The organism is uncultured Salinicola sp., assembly GCF_937921195.1.
Classification (GTDB): Bacteria; Pseudomonadota; Gammaproteobacteria; order Pseudomonadales; family Halomonadaceae; genus Salinicola.
In genome coordinates this window covers 27,604-52,551 of record NZ_CALFQK010000032.1, presented here as the reverse complement: position 1 = coordinate 52,551, position 24,948 = coordinate 27,604, and the positions used below count along the sequence as shown (strand labels likewise).

Below are 24,948 nucleotides of genomic sequence, written 5' to 3'. Positions count from 1 at the left end.
GGCACCCGGCTGCATCCGATCTCCCAGGGCATCTCCAAGCAGCTGCTGCCGGTCTACGACAAGCCGATGATCTACTACCCGATTTCGGTGCTGATGCTGGCCGGGATTCGCGAGATCCTGATCATCTCGACGCCGTCCGATCTGCCGCAGTACCGTTATCTGCTGGGGGATGGCGAGCAGTTCGGTCTGCGCTTCGAGTACGCCGAGCAGCCGTCGCCGGATGGACTGGCCCAGGCGTTCCTGATCGGCGAGTCGTTCATCGGCGACGATTCGGTCTGCCTGGTACTGGGGGACAACGTCTTCCATGGACAGCACTTCTCCGAGCAGTTGATGCGCGCCTCGGACATGCAGAAGGGCGCAACGGTCTTCGGCTATCTGGTCAAGGATCCGGAGCGCTTCGGCGTGGTGGAGTTCGACGCCTCCGGCAAGGCGCTGTCGATCGAGGAGAAACCGATCAAGCCGAAGTCGCCCTACGCGGTCACCGGTCTCTATTTCTACGACAACGACGTGGTGGAGATCGCCCATCAGGTCAAGCCCTCCGAGCGCGGCGAGCTGGAGATCACCAGTATCAACAACGCCTATCTGGAGCGGGGCGACCTGCGCGTCGAGCGCCTGGGCCGGGGTTTCGCCTGGCTGGACACCGGCACTCACGACAGTCTGCTGGAAGCCGGGCAGTACGTGCAGACGATCGAACATCGCCAGGGGCTCAAGGTCGCCTGTTTGGAGGAGATCGCCTGGAACCAGGGCTGGATCGACGATGCGACGCTGGCCGAGCGCGGTAGCGCCTTGAAGAAGACCGGCTATGGCCAGTATCTGTTGAAGCGTCTCGAGGATGCCCAGCGCGGCGCGGCGGTCGGCGAGGCTGCCGTGGCCGGCGTCCGTGGCAACCGGTGACCCCCGAAGACCCTCATTGCAGCCGGAGAGACGGACGACATGAACTACGAAAAACTGGCCATCCCCGACGTCGTGCTGATGACACCGAAGGTATTCGGCGACGAGCGGGGGTTCTTCCTCGAGACCTTTCGACACAGCGAATTCGTCGAGCACTGCGGCGACCATCGCTTCGTGCAGGACAACCACAGCAAGTCCGGCCAGGGCATCCTGCGCGGCCTCCACTATCAACTGCAGCAGCCCCAGGGGAAGCTCGTCCGGGTCACGCGGGGCGAGGTGTACGACGTGGCGGTGGACCTGCGCCGCAGCTCGCCCACCTTCGGCCGCTGGGTCGGCGCGCTGCTGAGCGAGGAGAACCGACGGATGCTATGGGTCCCGCCGGGTTTCGCCCACGGCTTCTATGTCACCAGCGAGGTTGCCGAGTTCCAGTACAAGTGCACGGACTACTACGCGCCGGGGGACGAGCACAGCCTGCACTGGAACGATCCGCAGCTGGCCATCGAGTGGCCCCTGGTGGGCGGAAGACCGGTGACATCGGCAAAGGACGAGGCGGGTAGCCTGCTGGCCGACGCGGCCACCTTCGCCTAGGCCATGTCCGAAAAGTACTGCGCTTGCCCATACAGCGGGTGGCGGGATAGGGCGCCGAGGCTATTGGGACTCAACCGAGCTGCCACAGGTGGCGGCTCCGATCATTGATGGGGATTGCTCGTATGAAAATCACCGTTTTCGGCACCGGCTATGTCGGCCTGGTGACCGGCGCTTGTCTGGCGGATGTGGGCCACGACGTGGTCTGTGTCGATATCGACCAGAGCCGCATCGAACGCCTGGTCCAGGGGGAGATCCCGATCTATGAACCGGGCCTGGAGTCGATGGTCCTGCGCAACGTGGAGGGGCAGCGCCTGCGCTTCACCACGGATGCGGGAATGGCGGTCGAGCATGGGGTCCTGCAGTTCATCGCCGTCGGCACCCCGCCCGACGAGGACGGCAGCGCCGACCTGCAGTACGTGCTGGCGGTCGCTTCCACCATCGGCCAGTACATGAACGGCTACAAGGTCGTCGTCGACAAGTCGACGGTGCCGGTCGGTACGGCCGACAAGGTGCGCGATCGTATCGCCGGCATACTTCAGGAACGTGCCGTCGAGCTGGCGTTCGATGTCTGCTCCAACCCCGAGTTCCTCAAGGAGGGGTCGGCACTGGAGGACTTCACGCGGGGCGCGCGGATCGTCGTCGGTACCGACTCGGACCGGGTGAGCGACCTGATGCGGGAGTGCTACGCCCCCTACAACCGCAACCGCGAGAAGCTGATGCTGATGAGCGTGCGTGCGGCCGAGCTGACCAAATACGCGGCCAACGCGATGCTGGCGACCAAGATCAGCTTCATGAACGAGATGGCCAACCTGGCGGAGCGTCTCGGCGCGGACATCGAGGACGTCCGGCGGGGCATCGGCTCCGACCCGCGTATCGGCTATCACTTCATCTACCCGGGCTGCGGCTACGGCGGCTCCTGTTTTCCGAAGGACGTCCAGGCGTTGGCCCGAACCGCCAGCAAGGTCGGCTACGAGGCCGAGCTGCTCAAGGCGGTCGAGGCGGTCAACAAGCGCCAGAAGTCGACGCTGTTCGAGAAGCTCTCGTACGCCCTGGGCGGCGAGCTGGAAGGCAAGACGATCGCGGTGTGGGGGCTGGCGTTCAAGCCCGAGACCGACGACATGCGCGATGCGCCGAGCCGGGAGCTGATGGAAACCTTGTGGGCGCACGGTGCGACGGTGCAGGCGTACGATCCCGAGGCGATGAAGGAGTGCCGGCGACTCTACGGCGAGCGGGACGACCTGGTGCTGGTGGCCGACCGTATCCAGGCGGTCAAGCGAGCCGATGCGCTGGTGATCTGCACGGAGTGGAAAGAGTTCCGCACGCTGGATGGCGAGTGGATTCGCGGCCAGCTGGCCACGCCGGTGGTCATCGATGGCCGCAACCTGTTCGACCCGGAGACGATGGCGGCGGCGGGGATCGACTACTACGCCGTGGGACGTGGCAAGAACAGCCAGGCCAAGGCGACGGCCTGACACCGCGCTCGGCCGGATCTGGCCGGCCGATGGCGGGTGGATATGGCAGGCGGGCGGTCATCGCTCGCCGACTTTTCGCGCAAATCCCAGGCCCTCGTTTCCGAAATCTCGTGAAATCCTGTTGCCGGAAAAGCCCATTGAGTTTTCAGTTTGATGAAGATCTCTCAATTAGGGTGTTTTTATTTAGTGTCTCTAACTGCTCTTTATCGCCTTCGGCGATTTATTCAGCATTTCCCTAATACCTGGGTGGTTAGACTTTTCATCTTTTCCTCGAGGCGACGGATTCATGGGTCGAGGGATGGTGAATATCGATGAGTAAAATCATCTTCACCGAAAGCCGGGTCGAGATTACCCTGACTAAAGTCTTAACGGCGGTTGCCGGACGACAAGGCACTGCAAGATCGCGAAAATAACTTGTGCTTGTCTTCTTGACGTTGTTCCGTCGTCATATGGCGACGATATGTTATTTGCAATAAAGCGTGTCCTTTTCAATAAGGCATGTCGTTTACAATAAGATATGTCATCGACAATAAATGGTTGCAAAAGAGGGCTCCGTATTCTCTGGGGCCTTGTCTCCAGGCATGACTTTTTGACGGTACTACCTGGCGACGAGAAGCTATCGAATTTCAAATAATCGCGTCATCGCCAGATATGCCGAGATCATGAAAAGGCCTGCGGTGTCGGATGACCGCGACGAAGAACAACGAGCGTCATTCATCGTGACAAATCAAATGCGAGACGAGGCATCATCATGCAAGCCAAGAGCCGAGCGTTATATGAATTCGGGGCGACCTTTCTGGGTCCCGCGCTGCACGTCTACGCCGAGTCCATAGAAGCCGAGGCCGATGGCCACCTGCCGGTCTGCCTGGCGCGGGAGGGGTGGTGCTTCCATCGCCTGCTGACCCGGCTGCAGCGCGAATCCTCGATAGCGCTCGCCAACGACCCCGTCTACCTGAGGGTCTCCCGGACGCTGCTCTTTCGCGCCATGCTGGGGTCGGAAACGATCACGCCGATGGCGCTGGGCAACGATTTCACGGGTAGTGTCCTGGATCTGATGCGCAAGCGGTTCGGTCTTCAACTGCATGAGATATTCGCGGCGTTGCCGTTCGAGCTGCTTCGCTTCAACTGCGAGCTTCCCAAGGACAAGGAGCTGGTCTTCCAGTGGTTGTCTCCGCATCTGAAAGCGTTGAAGACGGTGGTCTCTCCGACCCGGAAGGCGTTGATCGCCTATCTGGAGAGATCGGGATTGATGGATCCGGAAAAGCGGCCCCTGATGCTGGACCTGGGGTATTCCGGAACGATCCAGAAAATTCTGACCCATATCCTGGAACGCGACACCACCGGGCTCTACTTCATTGCCACCAAGCCGGGCGACGCCGAAGTCAGCCGGCATCATGCGCTTTTGAAAGGCGTTTTCCATGAAGGCGTGGGGTGGCGTAACGGCTGCATCATGCTCGATCGATCGCTGTTGTTCGAATGTCTGCTGACCGCGCCACATGGCCAGATGGTCGACATCCGGCAGAAGAGCAATCGGGAGTTCGAGTATTTCTACGGCAGGCAGGCCGCGACGCAGCGCCATTTCCAGGACCTCAAGACGGTCTTCGATGGCGCGATCGACCACGTCGTGATGTGCCGGCGCCACGGTGTGAATTACACGAAGTCGGATGTCCAGGCGCTGTACGAAGTCTTCGCGACCCGACCCAACTGTATTCCCCACGATGTCTGGCACCTTTTCAGTGTCGACGACGACATTACCGGCAATGGCATCGTCAATCCGATGCAAATGTTCGCAATATAAATCAGAGGCGGGGGCCACATGAAACCGACGGGAAAGATGATATCGCTGCTACCGTGGCTATTTCAGACCCAGTTCGCGAGTCAGGCGCGCAAACGGCGTCTGGCGGCGGAGGAAGTGGTGGGGATGGACGACAATATCGTCGTACCCGAGAGCGGTGTCGAGGACCAGCCGCGCAAGGAGCCGGTTCTCGACGACAAGAACCTGGTGACGGTGACGGAGACCTTCATCGTCACTGAGGGGGGCGCGGTCAACGACGATCTCTCCGCGCCCGGGGAAGAGCTCTCGAAGGCAGTGGCCCCTCCCGTGTCGCCGGTCGACCTGGACCCGCGTCCAGCGCCGGAGTCCGCCGAACCCGAGGTGGTCGATGCAGGCGCGAGTCCAGAGCCGGAACCCGTAGAACCCGAGGTGGTCGATCTCCCGCTGGGCAACACCGCGCGCGAGGGCGGTGGTCATGCCGCCATGATGAGTCAAGCCTTCATGGACGCGGTGAACAGCGGCCTGTTCGACCCCAAGTGGTACCAGGCCACTTACGGTCTGCGCTTCTCGACGCAGCGGGAGGCGTTCGACGACTACGTTCGCAAGTCGCGTTTCGCGCCGGTGAACCCATCGCCGAAGTTCGACAGCGAAACCTACCTCCGGATGTACATCGACGTCTTTCACGCCCAGCAGAGTCCGCTGCAACACTACCTGTTGCATGGGCGGAGCGAAGGAAGGCGACACGTGCCCGCCACGGTGCGGTGGTTTCCCCGAGAGATCGTTGCGCCCCGCAAGACGCTCTCCCCGGCGGCCGGCAAGCTGAAGGTCGCGCTCTGCCTGCACGTCTTCTACATCGATTTCCTGGATCGTTTCGCCAAGGCCATCGAACGCTTCCCGGTGACCGTGGACGTCTACCTCACGCTGGCGGACGCCAGTTTCGAGACGCGGGCCCGCCAGCTCTTCGGTGAGCATGCGCGGGTCAACAAGCTGGAGACGCGCATCGTGCCCAACCGCGGCCGGAACTTCGGCCCGGTACTGGTGGAGTATGGCCAGGACCTGCAGGAGTACGACCTCTTCTGCCACCTGCATTCGAAGAAGTCGCTCTACTCCGGCAAGGAGCAGACGCAGTGGGCGGAGTATCTGATCGAGTACCTGCTGCGCGACACCTCCGTGATCACCCGGCTGCTGAACGCGTTCGCCGCCGACGGTTCCCTGGGGCTCTACTATCCGACCACGTTTTGGATGATGCCGTCCTGGGTCAATCACCAGACCATGAACAAGGGCTTCATGCGGGAGTGGCAGCAGACGCTCGGCCTTGGACACATCCCCGAGTTCCTGAGCTATCCCGCCGGCGGGATGTTCTGGTCCCGTCCGGAGGCGATGAAGGGCGTTCTGGATCGATCCTGGCGCTACGAGGATTTTCCCGAGGAGCCGCTGCCCAACGACAACTCGATGCTGCACGCCCTCGAGCGTGTGCTGGGGCCGCTGGCCGAGCACCACGGCTTCCGGCAGCTGTACTTCTATCCGCCCACCGGCCAGTTCACCACCGACAACGGCTACATCACCGCGAGCTACCACGGTCGCCTGGAGCAGCACATCGCCAGTATCCAGGCCCACGCCTGCATCAGTTTCGATGTCTTCGACACGCTCGTGCGTCGCGAGTACACGGTGCCGGACTACGCCAAGCTGAAGCTGGGCAAGATGCTGGCCGAACAGGGGCTGGTGCCGTCCGCGCCGGCCTTCGTCAAGCTGCGCAACGAGGCCGAGTCGACGCTGCGCCAGCGCGCCAACTTCAAGGGCGACGTTCGTATCGAAGCGGTCTACGACGAGCTGGCCGATCAACTGGACGTCTCTGCCGACGTCGCCCGGGAGTGGATGGAGCTCGAGTACGAACTCGATCTGGAGATGATCCAGCCCAAGGACGAGATGGTCGAGCTGTTCAATCACCTCGCCGCCCAGGGGCACATCCTGTGGGTGATCTCCGACAGCTATTACAACCGCGAGCAGGTGGGCCTGATGCTGCGCAAGGCCGGCGTGGCCGCGGCGTATCGCCTGATGGTCTCCAGCGAGGAGCAGGCGCGCAAGGACAACGGCTCGATGTGGGTCAAGGTGAAACAGGACCTGGCCGACGAGGGCATCGATCGCCACCTGCATATCGGCGACAACGTGGTCGCCGACGCACAGGTGCCGGGGGATCTCGGGCTGACGACCTTCCATATCCTGCATCCCATGGACAAGTGGGCCGCGCTGGGATTCCCGGCGGTACTGCACGGCGCGGACGGGCTGGACGAGATGGAGATCCTCAAGTGGGGACGGCTGATCAACGAGGTGGGGAGAAATCCCTTCATCGGGGAGTGACGGGACTCGTCGCGGGAGCGGTGTCTCCTGCGGCGGTGGCGATGCCTGCCGCCGAACCGGGATGGCCGAAGTCGTTTCGGGTTCCGGTCGGAGGAGGCATCGGCACTAAAGGGTCGAGGTCGGCCGGGGCCGGGCGTCGATCCAACTTGCCGGTGCCGTGGTGATCCGCTACCGATCGCCGGCGCCAGTCCAGCGATGTGCTCAGTGGTCGAGGGGGATGCGTGACGACCGATTTACCACGCGCGGCTATCCGCGCCACGTCGAACATCTGTTTCACCGCCCTGACGATGGTGCGTGGCGAGAGCGATATCGTCTGGTCCTCCCTGTTGCACCATGCGCGGCTGGGATTCCAGCGGCTGATCGTCATCAGCTATCTGGAGCACGACTTCCTGCGCCAGTGCATCGACAAGCTGAGGGCCGGCTTTCCCGAGCTGGAGGTCGATCTCGTCGAGCTGGAGAGTCGCGGGCATTTCGGGAGGCGCAAGGCGTTCTACGTCAACCGGGCGCTGTCGATGTTCATCGATCCCAAGCTGGAGAACTACGTCTACTGCTTCGACGCCGACGAATTTCTGTCGCTGGGGGAGCACGGGTCGATCGGTGAATTCCACGCCGCGTTCGCCGCCGGGCTGCAGCGTAGCGATGGATCGGCAGGCGTGGGGGAGTGCTTCCCGCTGCCCTGGCTGAACCTGATCCCCAAGCGTCACCGCTATCAGGAGCGGGACCTGAGCGGCCAGTTCCTCGAGGGCGATTACCTCTGTGTCGATACCCGCCAGAACAGCCGGCACAAGGTGCTGTTCCGCAAGCGTCCCGGTACCCGGGTCCACATGGCCTACCACCAGGCCTTCGCGGGCGAGAAGGATGTGCCCGTGATGCCGGACCCCGAGACGCTGGCCTTCGTGGAGAGAAGCGGGGCCTGTGTCTACCACGTGCCGTTGCGCAGCCCGGACCAGTTTCGAGACCGCCTGGAAGGACCATTGAGGCGGGTCATGATCCAGTCCGACCCGGGGGCGTCTCCGGCTCACGCGGCGCTGTCCCGCGACATCGCCGATGACCTGTTCTCGGCCTGTACTGCCAGCCAGCCACGATTCAACAGTCTTGCCGAAGCCGCTGATGTCTTCGGTGAAGCCATTACCGATAGAAAGATTCGGGCCATCACTCGGTTCATTTACCGCCATCGAGTGGACGTCGGCCCGGTTCTGGGTTCCGCGAAATAGTCGCGGAGCCGAGTTGCCTGGGAATTTACGCCGATGATTTCACGCACTGCCAATCGCCCCCGTTATCGATACGCTATCGTCGCCATCGTCAAGAACGAGCGACGGTATCTTGCCGAGTGGATCGCCTATCACCGCCTGATCGGTTTCGAGCATTTCTACATTGCCGACCACGGCAGTACCGACGACTCCGACCTGTTGCTGGCGAAATGGCAACGCCAGGGGCTGGTGACCGCGCGCAAGTGGGAGCACCAGGAGCTGGCGCAGGTGCTGTGGTATCGCCATGTGCTCGAGCAGCATGGCCACGAAGCCACTTTCATGGCGTTCCTGGACGTCGACGAGTTCCTGGTGCATCCCCATTGCGATCGGCCGCTGGACTGGCTGGAACCGACCCTGGCGCCCGCTGATGTCGGCGCCGTCGCCATCAACTGGCGGATATTCGGGTCGTCCGGCATGCGGTTTCGTCAGCCCGGCGGGGTGCTGGAGCGGTTCACCATGGCCAGCGAGAGCGAGCGGGTCGTCAACTGCCACGTCAAGTCGATCGTCAAGCCGTCGCTGGTGCTGTCGATGACCGCTCACACCGCGGAGCTGAAGCCGGGCTACCGTTACCTGGGCGCCGACGGACAGGAAGCGGCCTTTCTGGATGGCAAGCCGAAGTCCGGGCGCACCGAACGGGTCATCGAGACCCCGATGCGGATCTACCACTACAACATCAAGTCCCAGGAGGAGTTCGTCGACACCAAGATGGCACGGGGCCGCGCCAACATGGGGCCGATGCACTCCCGGGACCTGGAGTATTTCCGCAAGCACGACATGAACGAGGTGGCGCTCCGCTTCTCGCCGGAGCTGCTGCGCCGGGTCGACGATGCCAGCCGCGAACTGGCGCCGGAGCTGGCCGCGGCGCCCCCGCAGCCGCGTTTCTTCGTGCATATTCCCAAGACGGCGGGGACCAGCTTCCGGCTGGGGGCCAAGGCCCATCTCGGGGAGGCGCAGGTCTGGCACGACTACGGCGAGACCCAGCGGGAGACCGCGCCGATGGTGGTGCGCTGGGCCTACGAGCGGCGCGATGTGTGGCGGCTCTGGCAGATCCTTTCCGCCCAGGACGTGAAACTGCTGGGCGGCCACGTCAAGGTGGAGAAGTACGCCCATCTGGCGGGCATGCGGAACTGCTTTTCGTTCGTGCGGGATCCCTTGCAGCGACTGGCCTCCGAATACCATCACTTCGTCCGTCATCACGGCTATCGGGATTCGTTCTCGGCGTTCTACCGGCGCCACGACATGATCAATCGCCAGAGCCGGTTTCTGGAATCGACGCGGATCGAGGCGCTGGGATTCATCGGCCTGACCGAGCGCTACGCGGACTCGCTGGCGATCCTGAACGACCTCTACGGCTGGCAGATCCCGGGCATGGCCGAAAACCTGGGACACGCCTCCGTCGACCACGTCTACGAGATCGATGCCGCCGACCAGAGCGCGCTGCGGGAATTGAACGCGGAGGACTTCCAGCTCTATCGCAACTGCGAGCGCCTGTTCGAGTCACGCCTGGCGCTTTTCCATCAAGGCCAGCCGTTCGTGCACGGTGCGATACAGCAGTGCGTTGCCGACAAGGTGGTGGGTTGGGCCTGGTGGGCCACGGACGACAGCCCGGTCGAGATCGAGGTCTGGATCAACGATCGCAAGGTGGGGCGGACACTGGCCAACGCGCTGCGGCCCGGCATGCTGCGCTGGGGAGCGCCCCGTGGCGCCTACGTCGGTTTCCACCTTCCGCTCGAAGCGGCGCACGGCGATATCGTCGACTGCCGCGTGACGCTGACCCAGCAATCGCTGGGACGGCATCGCGTGCAGCGTACCGCCGCACTCCAGCCCGTGCTGGAATCGTGAGGGAGATCGCGATGCAGACTTCCCTCTCCCCCGTACCGGAGGCCCGAGGCTGGAGGTTCTGGCGGGGCGTGAAACGCTCCACCCGATTCGTCTGTCATCCGCGGCTGAAGCCGCTCCATCAACTGGAGCGGCTGGTGCGGGACGGGTCCGACGAGAGTCGCTCCTATGGCTGGCGCTCGACGGGCAACGACCCGCAGTTCGGCTGGCGGCGCCAGATGCCAATGCCCGGCTGGAACATGCTGGAGGTCGCGATCCGGCACGATCAGCCGAGCGGATCGGTGCGGCTGTACGTGGACACGGGGCGGGGCTTCAACGAGGCGGAGAGCTTCTATCTCACCTTGAAACCGGGCCGCATCGCCAAGCGTCTCTGCTATATCGGCGCGGGCATCAGGGGGATTCGCTTCGATCCGCTGGAGACGGAAGGGTGCTTTGCCATCGAGCATCTGCGGCTGGTGTGGCTGACCCCCTGGTTCGCCTGCGACCGTCTCGCCCAGCGGCTGGCCAATCTGCATGGCCAGTGGCTCGAGACCCCCAAGTCCAGCGTCGTCTCCCGGCTCAAGCAGCTCGCCAGGAAGCAGAACACGCACTGGCGGGCGATGGCGCTCAAGCAGTACGAGGAGACCTTCGTTCGGTTGTGCCCCCGCAAGAGCTACCGGGAGTGGTTGGTGCAGCAGCCGGTAGCCTCGGAGGCGTGGCTATCGAGCCGGCTGGCGGCGTTTGCCTATCGCCCCACGATCTCCATCCTGCTGCCGACCTACGACCCGGCCCCGGAAGCGCTCGAGCGCTGTATCGAGTCGGTGCTGGCACAGCGCTACACGCAGTGGCAGCTGTGCATCGCCGACGATGCCTCCACCGATCGCCGCATCCGCGAACGCCTCCTGCACTATGCCGAGCAGGACTCCCGTATCGAGGTGACCTTCCGTCCGGTCAACGGGCATATCTGCGCCGCCAGCAACAGCGCGCTGTCCCTGGCACGAGGCGAGTACGTGGCGCTGCTGGACCATGACGACCGGCTGGTGCCCGACGCGCTCTTCCATGTCGTCGATGCGCTGCAGCACCAGCCCCGCGCAAAGCTTCTGTACAGCGACGAGGACAAGATCGACGACCACGACGCCCGGTTCGATCCGCACTTCAAGCCGGCCTGGAATCCCGATCTGCTGCTCGGGCAGAACTACGTATCGCATCTCGGGGTGTATCGGACGGCGAGGGTGAAGGCCGTCGGGGGCTTCCGCCAGGGCTACGAAGGCAGCCAGGATCACGACCTGGCGCTGCGCTTCACGGCCGGGTTGGCCGCGGATCGCATCGTCAGAATCCCGCGAGTGCTCTACCACTGGCACGCCGGGCAGGGCTCGACGGCAACCGCGGCGGTGACCAAGCGCTACACCGGCGAGGCCGGCCTGCGGGCGGTGCGGGATCATCTCTCCCGGCACGCGCCGGGGGCGACCGCCGAGCCCGGCCGGTTCCCCAACACCTATCGCGTGCGCTGGCCGCTTCCCGACCCGGCGCCGCTGGTGAGCCTGCTCATCCCGACCCGCGACCGGGTGGCGATCCTGCGGCCGTGCGTCGAGGCGCTGCTCGAGCGAACGCGGTATCCCCGCCTGGAGGTGCTGATTCTCGACAACGGCTCGACCTGCCCGGAGACCCTGGGTTTTCTGGCCGAGCTGGCCGGGCACCCCCGGGTGCGGGTGCTGCATTGGCCGCACCCCTTCAATTATTCGGCCATCAACAACTTCGGCGCCCGCCATGCGCGCGGCGAGGTGCTGGGACTGATCAACAACGATGTCGAGCCGATCAACGAAGAGTGGCTGGAGGAGATGGTCAGCCAGGCCTGCCGCGAAGAGATCGGCTGTGTCGGGGCCAAGCTCTACTACCCCGACGGCACGATCCAGCACGCCGGCGTCCTGCTGGGTGTCGGCGGGGTGGCGGGGCACGCCCACAAGTTCTTCTCGCGCCACGAGCCTGGCTATTTCAGTCGACTGCATCTCGCGCAGAACTTTTCCGCCGTCACCGCGGCGTGCCTGGTGGTGCGCAAGTCGCTGTTCGAGGCCGTCGGTGGGCTGGACGAGGCAAACCTGGCGGTCGCGTTCAATGACGTGGACTTCTGCCTCAAGGTCGACGAGGCGGGGTATCGCAACCTGTGGACGCCCTTCGCCGAACTCTACCACCACGAATCCGTCTCCCGCGGGGCCGACGACACCCATGCCAAACGGCAGCGGGCGTCCCGGGAAGCGGAGTACATGCGCCATCGCTGGCGCCATCGCCTGTTCGACGACCCGGCCTACCACCCCAACCTGACACTGACTTACGAAGACTTCTCGCTGCGATGAGTGCGCGAGGGGAATGCCAATCCAGCCTACGAGGGGACTGATCATGAGCTATCCGCGCTGGGTGGTTTTAAGTGATGGAACCTGCCCGACCGAAGACATCTACTTCCTGAAATCGGTGGCGCCGTGGCTGCAATCGCGTGGCATCGAGGTCAAGCGCATCGACACCAGCTACTGGCGGCTGCCGGTCATGTGCATGCCCTGGCTGGTGGGCGAGCTGCGTAACGCTCACATCCTCGTCTGCCGTTCGCTCAACGCGGCCTGGATCTCGTGGCTGGAGGACAACCGTCACCGGTTGGCGACCATCCGCTATCTGATCGATGACGACATCGCCGCCGCCGCCCTCGACCAGCAGCTGCCCGAGACCTACCGGCGGCGGATGGCTCATGTCTCCTCGCACCTGCAGCCTCGGCTGCTGGCGATCGCCGACGAGGTCATCGCCTGCTGCGAGCCGCTGGCGAGACACTTCAGCCGCCGCCACGATTCGGTCTCGCTGCTGGCGCCTTCGCTGATCTCGCCGATGCCGACCCACGATCATTTTTCCATGCTGGCGCCACGGGTCGGATTCCACGGCTCCCGGGCGCATCTGGCCGATCTCGAGAACATCACGCCGGCGCTGGTCGACATCCACGAGCGCAACGCGGCGTTGACCTTCGAGATCATGCTGGGGGGGTACTCGCCGCTCTCGCTGCGCGGGCTGCAGCGCGTTCGCACGCCGAAACCGCTGGGATGGCGGGCGTTCCAGCGCTATCGCGACCGGCAGCGCATGCATATCAGCCTGACGCCGATGCGCGATACCCCGTTCAATGCCGGCAAGACGTACATCAAGTTTCTCGACAACGCCGCCATGGGCAGCGTGGGGCTCTACAGCGCGCGTTCGCCGTATCGGGAGATCGTCTCTCAGGGCGAGGACGGGCTGCTGGTGGAGGACACCCCCGAGGCCTGGCGTTCGGCGATGCAGCAGCTGATCGACGATCCCGCCACGGCGCGAATGATGGCGCAGAACGCCGCCCGCAAGGCGCTCGATATCGGCAACCCGGAGAAAGCCCGGGCCTTCTGGTGGGTAAGGCGCTGAGCGGCTCCCTCAATTCCCAATTCGTGTCGCCGTCATGGCGACAAGCACTCTCAACCATGACAGGAAATCCCACCATGAAACTCGAATTCACCGCCATCACAATGGTCAGGGGGGAAGAGGATGTGGTCTTCGCTTCCTTCCTGCACCACCTGCGACTGGGGTTCGACCGACTCGTCGTGCTGAGTCATATCGAACATGACTTCCTCCGGGAGTGCGTTGCCGAACTGCGGGATCGCTATCCCGAAAAGGAGATCGCGTTCGTCGAGATCGAGGACGAGCAGGGCTTCTCGAAGCGCAAGGCCGATTACATCAATGGGGCGCTGGAGCTCTACCTGAAAAAGGATTGCTACAACGTCGTCTATGGCTTCGATGCCGACGAGTTCCTGACGTTCAAGAAGGGCCACACGGTCAAGGATTTCTACGCGGGCTTCGCCCAGCGCTTCCCGGGGGAGGAGAACCTGAAGCGGTTCTACTTCCGGTTGCCCTGGATCAACGTGATCTGCAAGGAGCACATCGACTACCAGCAGGATCTCGAGGGTAGACTGCTGGAGGCGGAGTACTGGTCGCTGGGCGAGCAGGCCTCGGACACCAAGGCGCTGTTCGTCTACCGCCAGACCCACCGCCTGCACATGGGCTACCACTGGCTCATGGCCAGGCAGGATGGCACGGTGCTGGAACCCGAAGCGGAGATCATGGACTTCGCCCGGGAGTGGGAAGCGTGCATCTACCACCTGCCGCTGCGCAGCGTGGAGCAGTTCTTCGCCCGGATCGGCAACTACGTCTCCAGTGCGGCAAAGCAGGAGAAGCACAACCGCTTGAGTCAGTTCTTCATCGACAACCCGCACATCAACCGTCAGCACTTCTTCGAGATGTGCATCGCGCCCGAACCGAGCTATCCGAGCTACGAGGTGCTCAAGCAGGAGATGGGGCCAGCCATCGAGGAGATGGTGCTGATGGCGTTCACCAAGCTGATGGTGAAGCCCCGGATCGACATCGGCCGGGCGCTGGCGCCGGCCAGCCACTGAGGGCAGCCATCGAGACGGAAGGCGCGGCATCACGGGCAGTAAAGTTCGGCGGCCAGGTGGCGATCACCTGGCCGCTGGTCGTATCGGCACCCGGGGTTTCGGTCCGGGCACAGCGGGGACGCGGGATCAGGAGGCGACCGGCAGGCGGGAGTCCCAGAGCAGGCGTTCGATGGGGGAGACGTTGGCCGTCAAGTGCGAGACGGCGTTGACCACGGCGAGATCGATGCCGGGCCGGCTGTAGAAACCACCGTTGACCTGGGTGGCGTGAATGACCGTGCGGGCGAAGCTCCCGAACAGCCGGCGATCCGGCCCGATCGGGTGGCGCCAGAAATCGTCCAGCGAACTGGGGGCGGTGAGTCCGGGCATGCGGTAGATCGCCTCGCCGAGCGCCAGGGTCGGGCACTCGCTCTCCAACGCCATCAGCCCCTCGTTGCCGTTGATCGTGATCAGGCCCGAGGCGTGCTCGATCAGCGCGGGGAGATTCCCGGCGGGTATCGAGACCAATCGCTCGCCGAGTCCGGTCGTCGCCGCGAGATCCCTCAACTGCCGGGTGCAGGCGGCATCGGCACGGCACGCAGGATCGACGATGGCCAGCCGGGTGTGGCCCGGGGCGAACCGGGCAAAGGACTCGACTACCCGGGACACGCCCGCCCGAAGGTCGGCGTAGGGTGAATGAAACCGGATTCGGGGGTCGTCGGCGGGCTGCAGCGGGAACAGGTAGTAAGGCTTCCCGCTGGCGATCAATGTCCGCTGCAGGCTGTCGGCGCGTCGACGCTGCAGACCGCTGAGTGGTGCGATCGCCCGTCCGTGGCGAATTCCCGCCGGGAACCCGGCCTGCCCCCGGTCGTGCCGGAACAGAAGCGGGGTGGCGAGATCCGCCATGCGGTAGCCGAACGCCCGGGCGGCGCACCTGGCGAACGCCGTTTCGAACGGTCGTGGGGGGAGCTGCCGGGGAAGCGTCGGGCCGATGGCGTGGTACCACTCGGGGTCCCGGGGCAGCAGCGAATGGCCGACGGTGCCCTCGCGTTCCAGGGTGATCCAGTAGGGCTGGAAGTAGCCCGGCGCCAGGATGTGGCTGCGGATGCCGCGTCGACGGGCGGCGCGTACCACTTCCTTGTGGGCTGGCCGGTTGTCGTCGAAGGCCACCTGGTCGGTGATGCCGTGGCGCCGCCAGAGATCGGTGACGAACTCTGCCAGCATCGGCCAGGGGTCTCGGAAGGTCTCGGCGTGGCGCCCCTGCCAGGCAACCTGGTCGCCGAGCGTGAAGTTGACCTTGACGACCTTATGCCCGTCGTCGGTCAGCCGCTTCCCGAGCTGGCTGAGGAACGGGGAGCCCGGGCCTTGCAGAAACAGAAAAGCTCGCCTTGCGGGGAACATCGTCTCGATCCCTCTGTGCAGGTAGACGTCGTCGGCGAAAGCGCCATGACGGGACGTGCCTTCAGCGGTATGTCCCGGGGAGAGCCAGCGACGAAGTCGGCGCAGGGGCTGCCGGTCGCCCGACGCAGGGGCAATGAGACGGGCGGTGACACCGAATCGCCATCCCGGGGGCGGGTAGGCACGGCCTGACTGTAACGCGGCACGATGGGGCTGCCATGCCGCGTTTTGGTGAATCTGGCGGTGGTTTAAATCGTCTTGGGAGGATGAGGCTTGTCAGCCTCGGCGGGCGGGGCGTTCAGCGCGGGCAGGGTCGCCAGCAGCGTGTCGATGGTGGTATCACGGAAGAAGGCGACCAGTCGTTCGCTTCGGCTCGGGCCGATGCCCGGGAACGTCTGCCAGTCCGCTGCCGAGCGTGCGCGGAGGGTCGCCAGTGGCACCGCGAGAGCGGAATCAAGCACGGCTTCGGGCAGTGGCGGCATGCCCAGCGCGATCAGCCAGCGCACTGGCCGCTTCGATTCCGCGGCGTGGAAGGCCTCGAACCACTGCCGGGCCCTTGCCTCTCCGACCCCGGGCAGCGACTGCAGCTGGTCGATCTCCAGCGTCCGCCAGGAGAGCAGGCCGTCGACCAGGCCGGCATCGACGAGGGCGCTCCAGGCGGCGGGCCCGACGCCGGTCATGTCCAGCCCCTGCTTGCCGCCGAGCCAGGCCAGGCGCGCCAGGAACTGCTCGCGACAGCCCGCTGACGGGGCGAGACAGGAGAGGGCGTCGTAGCGCGTGGCGTCCGGCAGCGACAGGGCGGCACGCGGCGTGGCCGGGATGACGACTCGCTCGATCCGGGGAATGGTGGCGCCGGCGAGAGCGACCTCCACCTGATCGCCGGGCCGCACGTCCAGCGCTTTCCAGTGGTCCACCGATCCCAGGCTGACCGAGCCGACCTCGCGGTCGTCGAGGAGAACGGGCTCCAGCCGGGCAACGGGCGTCAGGCGTCCGGTGCGTCCCACCGAGACGTCGATCGCCTCGACCACGGCCAGCGTTCGCGCGGCCGGGTATTTCCAGGCGACGGACCAGTTGGGCGGCTCCGCTTGCCAGGAGGCGCCGGGCGGCCGTTCGCGGCGCTTGATGACGACGCCGTCGGAGGCGAAGGGCAGCGGGGCGTGGTACCAGCGATCCCGCCACTGCTCCACCTGGGAGAGTCGACTGACCGATCGGGTATAGCTGGCCGTGTCGGGAAAGCCGAGCTGCGCCAGCCGCTCGAGACGGTCGTCACCGGTTCGGGGGCCATCCGGCCAGGCCCAGGCGAAGAAGCCGATCTGTCGGGCCTCCGCCGCGGTCAGCTCGCGCCGGTTCAGCAGCCCCGCCACCCGGGAGCGCGCCGAGGCGCCGCCATCCCGGGCCTGTACGTGATCGGCCAGGCGCAGGTAGAGCTCGCCCTGCAGGGTCACCGCTTCGTCGGTCGGCAACCGTTCCGGGATGCTGTCGATCCGTCTGACCGACGCGGTCCAGTCCTGTCCCTTCTCTCCATCGCCGCGACTGATGGCGCGTTGAAGGCGGCCTTCGCGATAGACGAGCGTCACGGCGACACCGTCGACCTTGGGCTGGATCCAGAGTGGCCGCTTCGGCTGTCTGGACAGCCATTCGCCGACGGCCCGGCGATCGGGAAGCTTGTCGAGCCCGGTCTGGGCGTAGGGGTGTTCGAGTTCGTCCCGAGCCGAGACGGGCGTGGGCTGTCGGGGCGGTGGGGCATCCGGGTCGAGGCAGCGGCGCCACTGCCGCCAGCGGCGTCTGGCCTCGTCGTAGACGCTGTCGTCGACCAGGCGCTCACCGCGCTGGTAGTAAGCCTCGTCCCACGCCTGCAGGCGTCGGGTCAGCTCGTCGTAGCTCGCGTGCCGTGCTGTCAGGCTCTTGCCCGGAGGGCACGCAGCGCCGGGCTCGGCTGCGTGGGCATGGGGCACTCCCGCTACGCTCAACCAGGCCAACATCACGGCCCGAATCCCTATTGCCAGCATGTCGTCATCGCTCCGGGGTCTATGACTCCTTCAACGACCGCTCGGCGATTTTCTTGATCCGCGGGATGCGGCAGGCGTGGGGGACGAGGCGAGATGAGACCAGGCCAGACGACGAAGCCCCGCGACACGAACCGACTTCACCGAGTCGGGGGTTCGAGATCGCGGGGCTCTGTCGTTTCAGGACCCGGGTTCGCCTGGCCCCGAATCGGGCCAGAGCGCGACGATCAGCTCTTGGAGGTCAGCTTCACGTAGTCCAGCAGGATCTGGGATGTCTCCTGCAGTTCGGCGCGGTCGATGGGCTTGGCGTCATCAGAATCGGGCACTTCGTCCTCACCGCCGTCCTGGCCATCGTCGTTGCCTTGGGCATCGCCATTGTCCTGGCCCGTGCCGTCGTTCCGATCCCTGGCATCGGTCCAGTCGTCGAGCGGCTCCATGCCCAGCGAGCGCCGTCGCTGATTCTCCAGCGCCAGTTGCTCGGCTTCCTGGGCGTCCATCTCGCGCTGACGCTGCTCCCTGTTGAGGCTAATGCTGGTCTGCTGCTCGCGCAGCCGCTTGCTCAGCTGCGCCTGCTTCTCCAGATAGACGAAATCGGGGTCATTGGCGATGCGCTGCTCGTGGCGATCCTGCAGCGCCTCGAGGTAGCGCCAGGGCTCGCCGTAAAGGCGATATTGCACCGGCCGCACCCGATCCCAGGGCAGGGCGTTGTCGAGGGCGCTCTCGCCGATCTCGTCCGGGTCGATCAGGCTCGGATAGATGATGTCCGGCTCGACGCCGCGGTGCTGCGTGCTCTCCCCCGAAATGCGATAGAACTTGGCCCGGGTCAGCTTGATCTGCCCATGGCTGAGGTCGGTCAGTGTCTGCACGGTACCCTTGCCGAAAGTCCGGGTTCCGACGACCAGGCCTCGGCCGTAGTCCTGAATCGCGCCGGCAAAGATCTCCGAGGCGGAAGCGGATAGCCGATTGACCAGGACGGCGAGCGGGCCGTCGTAGGCGACGCCGGTATCGGTGTCTCCGTAGAGGTTGATGCGGCCGCGGGCATCGCGTACCTGGACGGTGGGGCCGCGGTCGATGAACAGCCCGATCATCGAGTTGGCTTCCTGCAGGGCACCGCCGCCATCGTTGCGCAGGTCGAGCACGATACCCTCGACGTGTTCGGCCTTGAGCTTGTCGATCTCCTTGGCCACGTCGCGGGTGGTGCTGCGGTAGTCGGACTCTCCGGCCTGCCAGGCATCGAAGTCGACGTAGAAGGCCGGCACGGTGATGATGCCGATCTTGTGCGTCTCGCCATCGCGCTGGATCTCCTCGACCCGGCTATGAGCGGCCTGATCCTCGAGCTTGACGGTATCCCGGGTGATCTTGACGGTATGGGTCCGGGTCACGTCGACGGCCTTGGCGGGGATGATGTCCAGCCGTACCGTCGAGCCTTTCGGTCCGCGGATCAGGTCGACCACCTCATCGAGGCGCATGCCGACCACATTGACCATGTCGCCATCCTCGTCCTGACCCACGGCCACGATACGATCCGCCGGCTGCAGCACGCCGGCCTTGTCCGCCGGCCCGCCGGGGACCAGGCTCGACACCTTGACGTACTCGCCGTCGCTCTGCAGCAGCGCGCCGATGCCTTCCAGGGAGAGGCGCATCTGGATATCGAAGGACTCGCTCTGCTGCGGCGAGAAGTATTCGGTATGCGGATCCACCGTGCCGGTCACCGCCGACATCAGCAGCACCAGGACGTCTTCGGCATTGGTCTGGCGCACACGGTTGAGCTGGTTGGCGTAGCGGTCGTGGAGCGTCTTCTGGATCTCCTCCGGAGTCTGATCGCTCAGCGACAGCGTCAACGCGGCGTTCTCCAGACGCTTGTTCCAGAGATCGTCCAGCGCGCTTTCGCTGCCTGCCCAGGAGGAGTCCTCGCGGTCCAGCGCCAGACGTTCGTTGCTGGTGTAGTCGTAGTCGATGCCACGGTCGACCTTGTCCACCAGCCACTGGAGCCGTGCCTCCACGCGATCCTGATAGCGTGAATAGAATGCATAGACGCGGTCCAGATCGCCCGACTTGATGGCGTCATCGAGCGACGTGTCCAGATCGTTGAAATTATCGACGTCGCGCTGCAGCAGGTAGGCCCGCTGGTCGTCCAGCACGTCGAGCAGGCGCTGGAAGGCGCGCTTCGACCAGTCGTCGTCGAGGTCGACTCCCGAATAGGAGCCGTACTGCAGTGACTCGGCGACTTCACTCGCCGCCTGGCGCTGATCGTCGGTTGGGGTGGGACCGGCCAGCGCCGTGACGCTCCATGCCAGCAGTAGCAAACACATGGCCGCGTGCCGAGCGGCGACAGTCAGGGTCATCAATGAAGCACTCCCGGTTTCCTGTACACTCTCTGTTCCCTAGAAGACCACCGGATCCATGAATCTTTTTCAGGTCCGGGCCTATTGTAGCAGTCAGTCCGCATGACTACAGATCGACATCCGAGGAAACCCATGTCAGACCACGCCGCCGACAAGGCTCTCGAAGATCGCTTGCTCGATTTTCTCCAGCGTTCACCCTCTCCCTGGCACGCCACCGCGAATCTCGTGGCCATGCTGGAGGCGGCAGGATATCGGCCGCTCAAGGAAACTGACAGCTGGAAGTTGTCCCCGGGCGAAAAATATTACGTGACGCGCAACGATAGTGCCTTGATCGCGTTTCAGCTACCGGCATCGTCTTTCGAGACCCTGCGCATGGTGGGGGCCCACACCGATAGTCCGGCCTTGCGTCTCAAACCGCAACCGGCGATCGTCAACAAGGGCTGGCTGCAGCTGGGCGTCCAGGTCTACGGCGGCGCGCTGCTGGCGCCCTGGTTCGACCGTGACCTGGGGCTTGCCGGGCGCGTTCACGTCCGCCGTGCCGACGGGAGGCTCCAGGCGGTCCTGCTCAACGTGAAGGAGCCGGTGGCGATCATACCCAGCCTGGCGATCCACATGGATCGCGAAGCCAACAACGGGCGGCCGCTGAACCCGCAGACGCAGATGGCGCCGCTGTTGATGCAGGGCGGCGATGCGCCCGACCTGGATCGCCTGCTGAAGCAGTGGATCGAGCGCGAACACGGACTCGAAGTGGCGGATATCGTCGATTTCGAGCTGGGGTTCTATGACGTCCAGCCGCCTTCGCGGGTCGGGGTCGGCGGCGAGATGATCGCCAGCGCGCGGCTGGACAACCTGCTCTCCTGTTTCATCGGCATCGAAGCGCTGTTGGCCTGCGACGGTCGGCAGGGTGCGCTGTTCGTCGCCAACGATCATGAAGAGGTCGGCAGTGCCAGCGCCTGCGGCGCCCAGGGCCCCTTCCTGGCCGATGTGCTGCGCCGGCTCAACGCCGCGCTCGGCGAGGCGGGCGACGAGGGCTTCGTGCGGCTGATCCAGCGCTCGCTGATGATCTCCTGCGACAACGCCCATGCCGTGCATCCCAATTTCGCGGACAAGCACGACGCCAACCACGGACCGATGCTCAACGCCGGCCCGGTGATCAAGGTCAACGCCAGCCAGCGCTATGCGACCAACAGCACGACGGCAGCGCTGTTCCACGATCTCTGCCGGGAGGCGGACGTGCCCGTGCAGCAGTTCGTGACACGAGCGGACATGGGGTGCGGCAGCACCATCGGCCCGATCACCGCCACCGAGCTGGGTGTGCCGACCATCGACGTGGGTGTGCCGCAGTTCGGCATGCACTCGATTCGCGAGACCGCCGGTAGCCGCGATCCGGCGTATCTGATCCGGGCGCTGACGGCGTTCTTCGATCGGCCGTCGCTGGCGATTGATTGAGACGTCGGGCAAATTGACTGGGTAAACGCGAAACACGTTATGGTCCGGCCTTGCCGCCATCTGGCCTTCGATACAGAGAAGAAGACATGCTCAAGACTCCCTACCTGCTTTTCCTGGGCGACGTGCCCGACCCGTTGTCCGCCAAGGTGGCGCAGGGCATCCGTGACTGGCGCCCGGAATATGCGTTGGGGCAGTATCGGTTGCCGGGCTGCCAGGCGGACATGAAACTTCCCGACCTGACGATCGAAGAAGCGGTGGCGCAGGGCGCCCGGACGCTGGTGATCGGCGCGGCCAATCGTGGCGGGGTGATCTCCCGCAGCTGGATCGCGGTGCTCGAGGAGGCGCTGGCCGCCGGGATGGATATCGCTTCCGGCCTGCACAATCTGCTGCGCGACGAGCCGGTGCTGGTCGAGGCGGCGGAGAAGCATGGCGGACGCCTCGTCGATGTACGCGTACCGCAGGTCCAGTACCCGATCGGCGACGGCAAGCCGCGTCGGGGCAAACGGTGCCTGGCGGTGGGAACGGACTGCTCCATCGGCAAGATGTACACGGCGCTGGCGCTGGATATCGCGCTGCGCGAGCGCGGCGTGAAATCGAGCTTCCGTGCCACCGGCCAGACCGGGATCCTGATCACCGGCGAGGGTGTGCCGCTGGATGCCGTCGTCGCCGACTTCATGGCCGGGTCGATCGAGTGGCTGACGCCGGACAACGACGACGACCACTGGGACGTCATCGAAGGGCAGGGCAGCCTGTTCCATCCCTCCTACTCCGGCGTGACGCTGGCGCTGATCCACGGCGGCCAGCCCGATGCGCTGATCCTGTGTCACGAGCCGACGCGGACGCACATGCGCGGCCTGCCGCATTATCAGTTGCCGACGCTCGAACAGCTGCGCGATACCGCGCTGCCGCTGGCCCGGGTGGTGAACCCGGCGTGCCAGATCATCGGCGTCTCGGTCAACACCGCCGCCATGCCCGCCGAGGAGGCGGATCGCTATCTCCAGGCGCTCGAGTCGCGGCTGGGGCTGCCGTGCGTCGACCCCTATCGCCAGGGCGCCGAGCGGCTGGCGGAGGCGGTGGCGGCATGTTGAGACTGAGCGTCGAGGAGCAGGTCTTCCCGCTCGCCGAGGTGTTCACTATCTCCCGCGGTTCACGCACCGAGGCGCGGGTCGTGGTGGCGACGTTGAGCGACGGCGTTCACGCCGGACGCGGCGAGTGCGTGCCCTACGCGCACTATGGCGAGTCGATGGCGAGCGTCATCGCGCAGATCGAATCGCTGCGGGACGACCTGGCCAACGGGCTGGATCGTGAAGCGTTGCAGGCTCGGCTGCCGGCCGGTGCGGCGCGCAATGCGGTGGATTGCGCGTTCTGGGATCTCGAGGCCAAGCGCAGCGGGTCTCCGGTCTGGCAACTCGCCGGGCTGTCAGCGCCGGTGGCCGAAGTCACGGCTTTCACGCTGTCGCTCGATACCCCGGAGGTGATGCGCGACAAGGCCAGGCGTCATGCCGCGCGTCCCCTGCTGAAGCTGAAGCTGGGCGGCGAGGGCGATCTCGAGCGCCTGCGGGCGGTGCGCGAGGGGGCGCCGGATTCGCGGATCATCGTCGATGCCAACGAGGGCTGGGATCGCGACACCTATCAGCGCCTGGCGCCGGCACTGCTCGAGTTGGGAATCGACATGGTGGAGCAGCCGCTGCCCGCCGCGGATGACGCATCACTGGCGGAGATCGAGCGGCCGTTGCCGGTGTGTGCCGACGAGGCCTGTCATGACCGCACGTCGCTACCCGACCTGGTCGGCCGCTACGACATGATCAATATCAAGCTCGACAAGACCGGTGGCCTGACCGAAGCTCTGGCGCTCAGGCGCGAGGCGCAGGCCTTGGGGTTCGAAGTGATGGTGGGCTGCATGGTGGGGTCGTCGCTGTCGATGGCGCCGGCACTGCTGGTGGCCCAGGGGGCCGCCGTGGTGGATCTCGACGGGCCGCTGTTGCTGGCCCGGGATCGCGAGCATGGCATGCGCTTCGACGCCGAGGGCATCCATCCGGCTTCACCGCGGCTGTGGGGCTGAAGGGCCACGTCGCGCAAGGATCGAGACAAGAGAGATGGATGAAATGACGCAGCGCACGGTGTACGTGAATGGCGACTACGTCGCGGAGCGGGACGCCACGGTATCGATCTTCGACCGGGGATTCCTGCTTGCCGATGGCGTCTACGAAGTCTCTTCGGTGCTGGGTGGCAAGCTGATCGACTTCCCCGGCCACATGGGACGCCTGAATCGTTCCGCCGCCGCGCTCGAGCTGGCGCTCCCGTGGGACGAGGAGGCGCTACTGGCGATCCACCGCGAGCTGATTCGGCGCAACGCGCTGGACGAGGGCATGGTCTACCTCCAGTTGACCCGAGGCAGCGCCGGCGACCGGGATTTTCACTACCCCGACGCCGATACCCAGCCCACGCTGGTGCTGTTCACCCAGGCCAAGTCGCTGGTCGACGCCCGCAGTGGCAGGGAGGGCATCCGCGTGGCCACGCAGCCCGACTGGCGCTGGGCGCGGCGTGATATCAAGACGGTGCAGCTGCTCTATCCCGCCATGGCCAAGATGGCGGCCGCTGCTGCCGGGGCCGACGACGCCTGGCTGGTCGAGGACGGCATGGTGACCGAAGGGGCTTCCAACAACGCCTGGATGCTGACCCGCGACGGGGCCCTGGTGACCCGCGAACTCTCTCCCGCCATCCTGCCGGGCATTACCCGGGCCGTGGTCATGGAGCTCGCCGAAGCGCTGTCGTTGCGGATCGAGGAGCGGGCGTTCAGCGTCGAGGAGGCACGGGAGGCCAGGGAGTGCTTCGTGACATCGGCGTCTTCCTTCGTCACGCCGGTCATCGCGATCGACGACGTCCCGATCGGCGACGGACGCCCCGGCGAGGTGGCCCGGCGCTTGCGAGCGGCGTATATCGAGGAGAGTCGCCGACGCGCCCTCTGAGCCACCGTCGGCCGGCTCGAGCAGTCGGCCGATCGCGACCCAGCCAGAAACGACAAAGCTGGAAACGACAAAGCCCGCCGATCGCAAGAACGGCGGGCTTTGTCGTGGTATCTGGTGGCTACGCCCTGATTCGAACAGGGGACCCCATCATTATGAGTGATGTGCTCTAACCAGCTGAGCTACGTAGCCTGAAGGGCAGCTCGAGG

17 protein-coding genes and 1 tRNA gene are annotated in these 24,948 nt (G+C 65.1%); 14 read left to right on the top strand and 4 right to left on the bottom strand.

All coding sequences use genetic code 11. The features are described from left to right. The 10 genes from rfbA to Q0602_RS02805 all read left to right on the top strand — a co-directional run. Positions 1–894: glucose-1-phosphate thymidylyltransferase RfbA (rfbA, locus tag Q0602_RS02850; protein ID WP_298838627.1), on the top strand; the 894-nt coding region annotated here is incomplete at its 5' end. Between the two features lie 39 nt (positions 895–933). Next, positions 934–1,479, top strand: coding sequence for a dTDP-4-dehydrorhamnose 3,5-epimerase (rfbC, locus tag Q0602_RS02845; RefSeq protein WP_295037997.1), 546 nt, complete (start codon positions 934–936; stop codon positions 1,477–1,479). 122 nt (positions 1,480–1,601) lie between these two features. After that, positions 1,602–2,951: a UDP-glucose/GDP-mannose dehydrogenase family protein gene (locus Q0602_RS02840; protein ID WP_298838622.1), complete on the top strand. Its 1,350-nt coding sequence runs from the start codon at positions 1,602–1,604 to the stop codon at positions 2,949–2,951. Between the two features lie 751 nt (positions 2,952–3,702). Next, entirely contained in the window at positions 3,703–4,749 is a 1,047-nt protein-coding gene (locus Q0602_RS02835) for a hypothetical protein (RefSeq protein ID WP_295037993.1), read from the top strand. An 18-nt stretch (positions 4,750–4,767) separates the two neighbouring features. After that, positions 4,768–7,083: a rhamnan synthesis F family protein gene (locus Q0602_RS02830; RefSeq protein ID WP_295037991.1), complete on the top strand. Its 2,316-nt coding sequence runs from the start codon at positions 4,768–4,770 to the stop codon at positions 7,081–7,083. Between the two features lie 221 nt (positions 7,084–7,304). After that, positions 7,305–8,297 (top strand): hypothetical protein, encoded by a 993-nt coding sequence (locus Q0602_RS02825; RefSeq protein WP_295037990.1) that lies wholly within the window; start codon positions 7,305–7,307, stop codon positions 8,295–8,297. 33 nt (positions 8,298–8,330) lie between these two features. Continuing rightward, positions 8,331–10,175: a glycosyltransferase family 2 protein gene (locus Q0602_RS02820; RefSeq protein WP_295037988.1), complete on the top strand. Its 1,845-nt coding sequence runs from the start codon at positions 8,331–8,333 to the stop codon at positions 10,173–10,175. 11 nt (positions 10,176–10,186) lie between these two features. Beyond that, entirely contained in the window at positions 10,187–12,502 is a 2,316-nt protein-coding gene (locus Q0602_RS02815) for a glycosyltransferase family 2 protein (RefSeq protein WP_298838618.1), read from the top strand. Positions 12,503–12,545: 43 nt separating this feature from the next. After that, positions 12,546–13,574 (top strand): glycosyltransferase, encoded by a 1,029-nt coding sequence (locus tag Q0602_RS02810; RefSeq protein ID WP_295037984.1) that lies wholly within the window; start codon positions 12,546–12,548, stop codon positions 13,572–13,574. Positions 13,575–13,648: 74 nt separating this feature from the next. Continuing rightward, positions 13,649–14,599 (top strand): glycosyltransferase family 2 protein, encoded by a 951-nt coding sequence (locus tag Q0602_RS02805; RefSeq protein ID WP_298838616.1) that lies wholly within the window; start codon positions 13,649–13,651, stop codon positions 14,597–14,599. Between the two features lie 126 nt (positions 14,600–14,725). Here Q0602_RS02805 and Q0602_RS02800 read toward each other — a convergent pair whose 3' ends face one another. The 3 genes from Q0602_RS02800 to Q0602_RS02790 all read right to left on the bottom strand — a co-directional run bounded on the left by Q0602_RS02800 (position 14,726) and on the right by Q0602_RS02790 (position 20,324). After that, positions 14,726–15,976: a capsule biosynthesis protein CapA gene (locus tag Q0602_RS02800; RefSeq protein WP_298838614.1), complete on the bottom strand. Its 1,251-nt coding sequence runs from the start codon at positions 15,974–15,976 to the stop codon at positions 14,726–14,728. A gap of 245 nt (positions 15,977–16,221) precedes the next feature. After that, on the bottom strand, positions 16,222–17,982 hold the full coding sequence (gene ligB, locus Q0602_RS02795; RefSeq protein ID WP_298838611.1) for an NAD-dependent DNA ligase LigB: 1,761 nt from the start codon (positions 17,980–17,982) through the stop codon (positions 16,222–16,224). Positions 17,983–18,206: 224 nt separating this feature from the next. Beyond that, on the bottom strand, positions 18,207–20,324 hold the full coding sequence (locus tag Q0602_RS02790; RefSeq protein ID WP_298838608.1) for a carboxy terminal-processing peptidase: 2,118 nt from the start codon (positions 20,322–20,324) through the stop codon (positions 18,207–18,209). Positions 20,325–20,456: 132 nt separating this feature from the next. Between Q0602_RS02790 and Q0602_RS02785 the strand changes: the two genes are divergently transcribed. The 4 genes from Q0602_RS02785 (at position 20,457) to Q0602_RS02770 (ending at position 24,742) form a co-directional block, all read left to right on the top strand. Further along, entirely contained in the window at positions 20,457–21,773 is a 1,317-nt protein-coding gene (locus tag Q0602_RS02785) for a M18 family aminopeptidase (RefSeq protein WP_298838605.1), read from the top strand. 86 nt (positions 21,774–21,859) lie between these two features. Next, positions 21,860–22,861 (top strand): N-acetyltransferase DgcN, encoded by a 1,002-nt coding sequence (gene dgcN / locus Q0602_RS02780; RefSeq protein WP_298838602.1) that lies wholly within the window; start codon positions 21,860–21,862, stop codon positions 22,859–22,861. Beyond that, positions 22,855–23,835, top strand: a complete 981-nt coding sequence (gene dgcA / locus Q0602_RS02775) for an N-acetyl-D-Glu racemase DgcA (protein WP_298838599.1) — start codon at positions 22,855–22,857, stop codon at positions 23,833–23,835. The genes dgcN and dgcA overlap by 7 nt, the downstream gene beginning before the upstream one ends. Before the next feature lie 34 nt (positions 23,836–23,869). Then, positions 23,870–24,742: a D-amino-acid transaminase gene (locus tag Q0602_RS02770; RefSeq protein WP_298838596.1), complete on the top strand. Its 873-nt coding sequence runs from the start codon at positions 23,870–23,872 to the stop codon at positions 24,740–24,742. Between the two features lie 112 nt (positions 24,743–24,854). Here the strand turns inward: Q0602_RS02770 and Q0602_RS02765 are convergent. Beyond that, positions 24,855–24,931, bottom strand: a tRNA-Met gene (locus Q0602_RS02765). Between the last annotated feature and the right edge of the window lie 17 nt (positions 24,932–24,948).

Coding starts and splice junctions, on each gene's coding strand:
- Q0602_RS02785 (WP_298838605.1), top strand. CDS start 20,457: ATGTCAGACCACGCCGCCGACAAGGCTCTCGAAGATCGCTTGCTCGAT.
- Q0602_RS02805 (WP_298838616.1), top strand. CDS start 13,649: ATGAAACTCGAATTCACCGCCATCACAATGGTCAGGGGGGAAGAGGAT.
- Q0602_RS02770 (WP_298838596.1), top strand. CDS start 23,870: ATGGATGAAATGACGCAGCGCACGGTGTACGTGAATGGCGACTACGTC.
- Q0602_RS02820 (WP_295037988.1), top strand. CDS start 8,331: ATGATTTCACGCACTGCCAATCGCCCCCGTTATCGATACGCTATCGTC.
- dgcA (WP_298838599.1), top strand. CDS start 22,855: ATGTTGAGACTGAGCGTCGAGGAGCAGGTCTTCCCGCTCGCCGAGGTG.
- Q0602_RS02815 (WP_298838618.1), top strand. CDS start 10,187: ATGCAGACTTCCCTCTCCCCCGTACCGGAGGCCCGAGGCTGGAGGTTC.
- Q0602_RS02830 (WP_295037991.1), top strand. CDS start 4,768: ATGAAACCGACGGGAAAGATGATATCGCTGCTACCGTGGCTATTTCAG.
- Q0602_RS02840 (WP_298838622.1), top strand. CDS start 1,602: ATGAAAATCACCGTTTTCGGCACCGGCTATGTCGGCCTGGTGACCGGC.
- dgcN (WP_298838602.1), top strand. CDS start 21,860: ATGCTCAAGACTCCCTACCTGCTTTTCCTGGGCGACGTGCCCGACCCG.
- Q0602_RS02800 (WP_298838614.1), bottom strand. CDS start 15,976: ATGTTCCCCGCAAGGCGAGCTTTTCTGTTTCTGCAAGGCCCGGGCTCC.
- Q0602_RS02790 (WP_298838608.1), bottom strand. CDS start 20,324: ATGACCCTGACTGTCGCCGCTCGGCACGCGGCCATGTGTTTGCTACTG.
- ligB (WP_298838611.1), bottom strand. CDS start 17,982: ATGCTGGCAATAGGGATTCGGGCCGTGATGTTGGCCTGGTTGAGCGTA.
- rfbC (WP_295037997.1), top strand. CDS start 934: ATGAACTACGAAAAACTGGCCATCCCCGACGTCGTGCTGATGACACCG.
- Q0602_RS02835 (WP_295037993.1), top strand. CDS start 3,703: ATGCAAGCCAAGAGCCGAGCGTTATATGAATTCGGGGCGACCTTTCTG.
- Q0602_RS02810 (WP_295037984.1), top strand. CDS start 12,546: ATGAGCTATCCGCGCTGGGTGGTTTTAAGTGATGGAACCTGCCCGACC.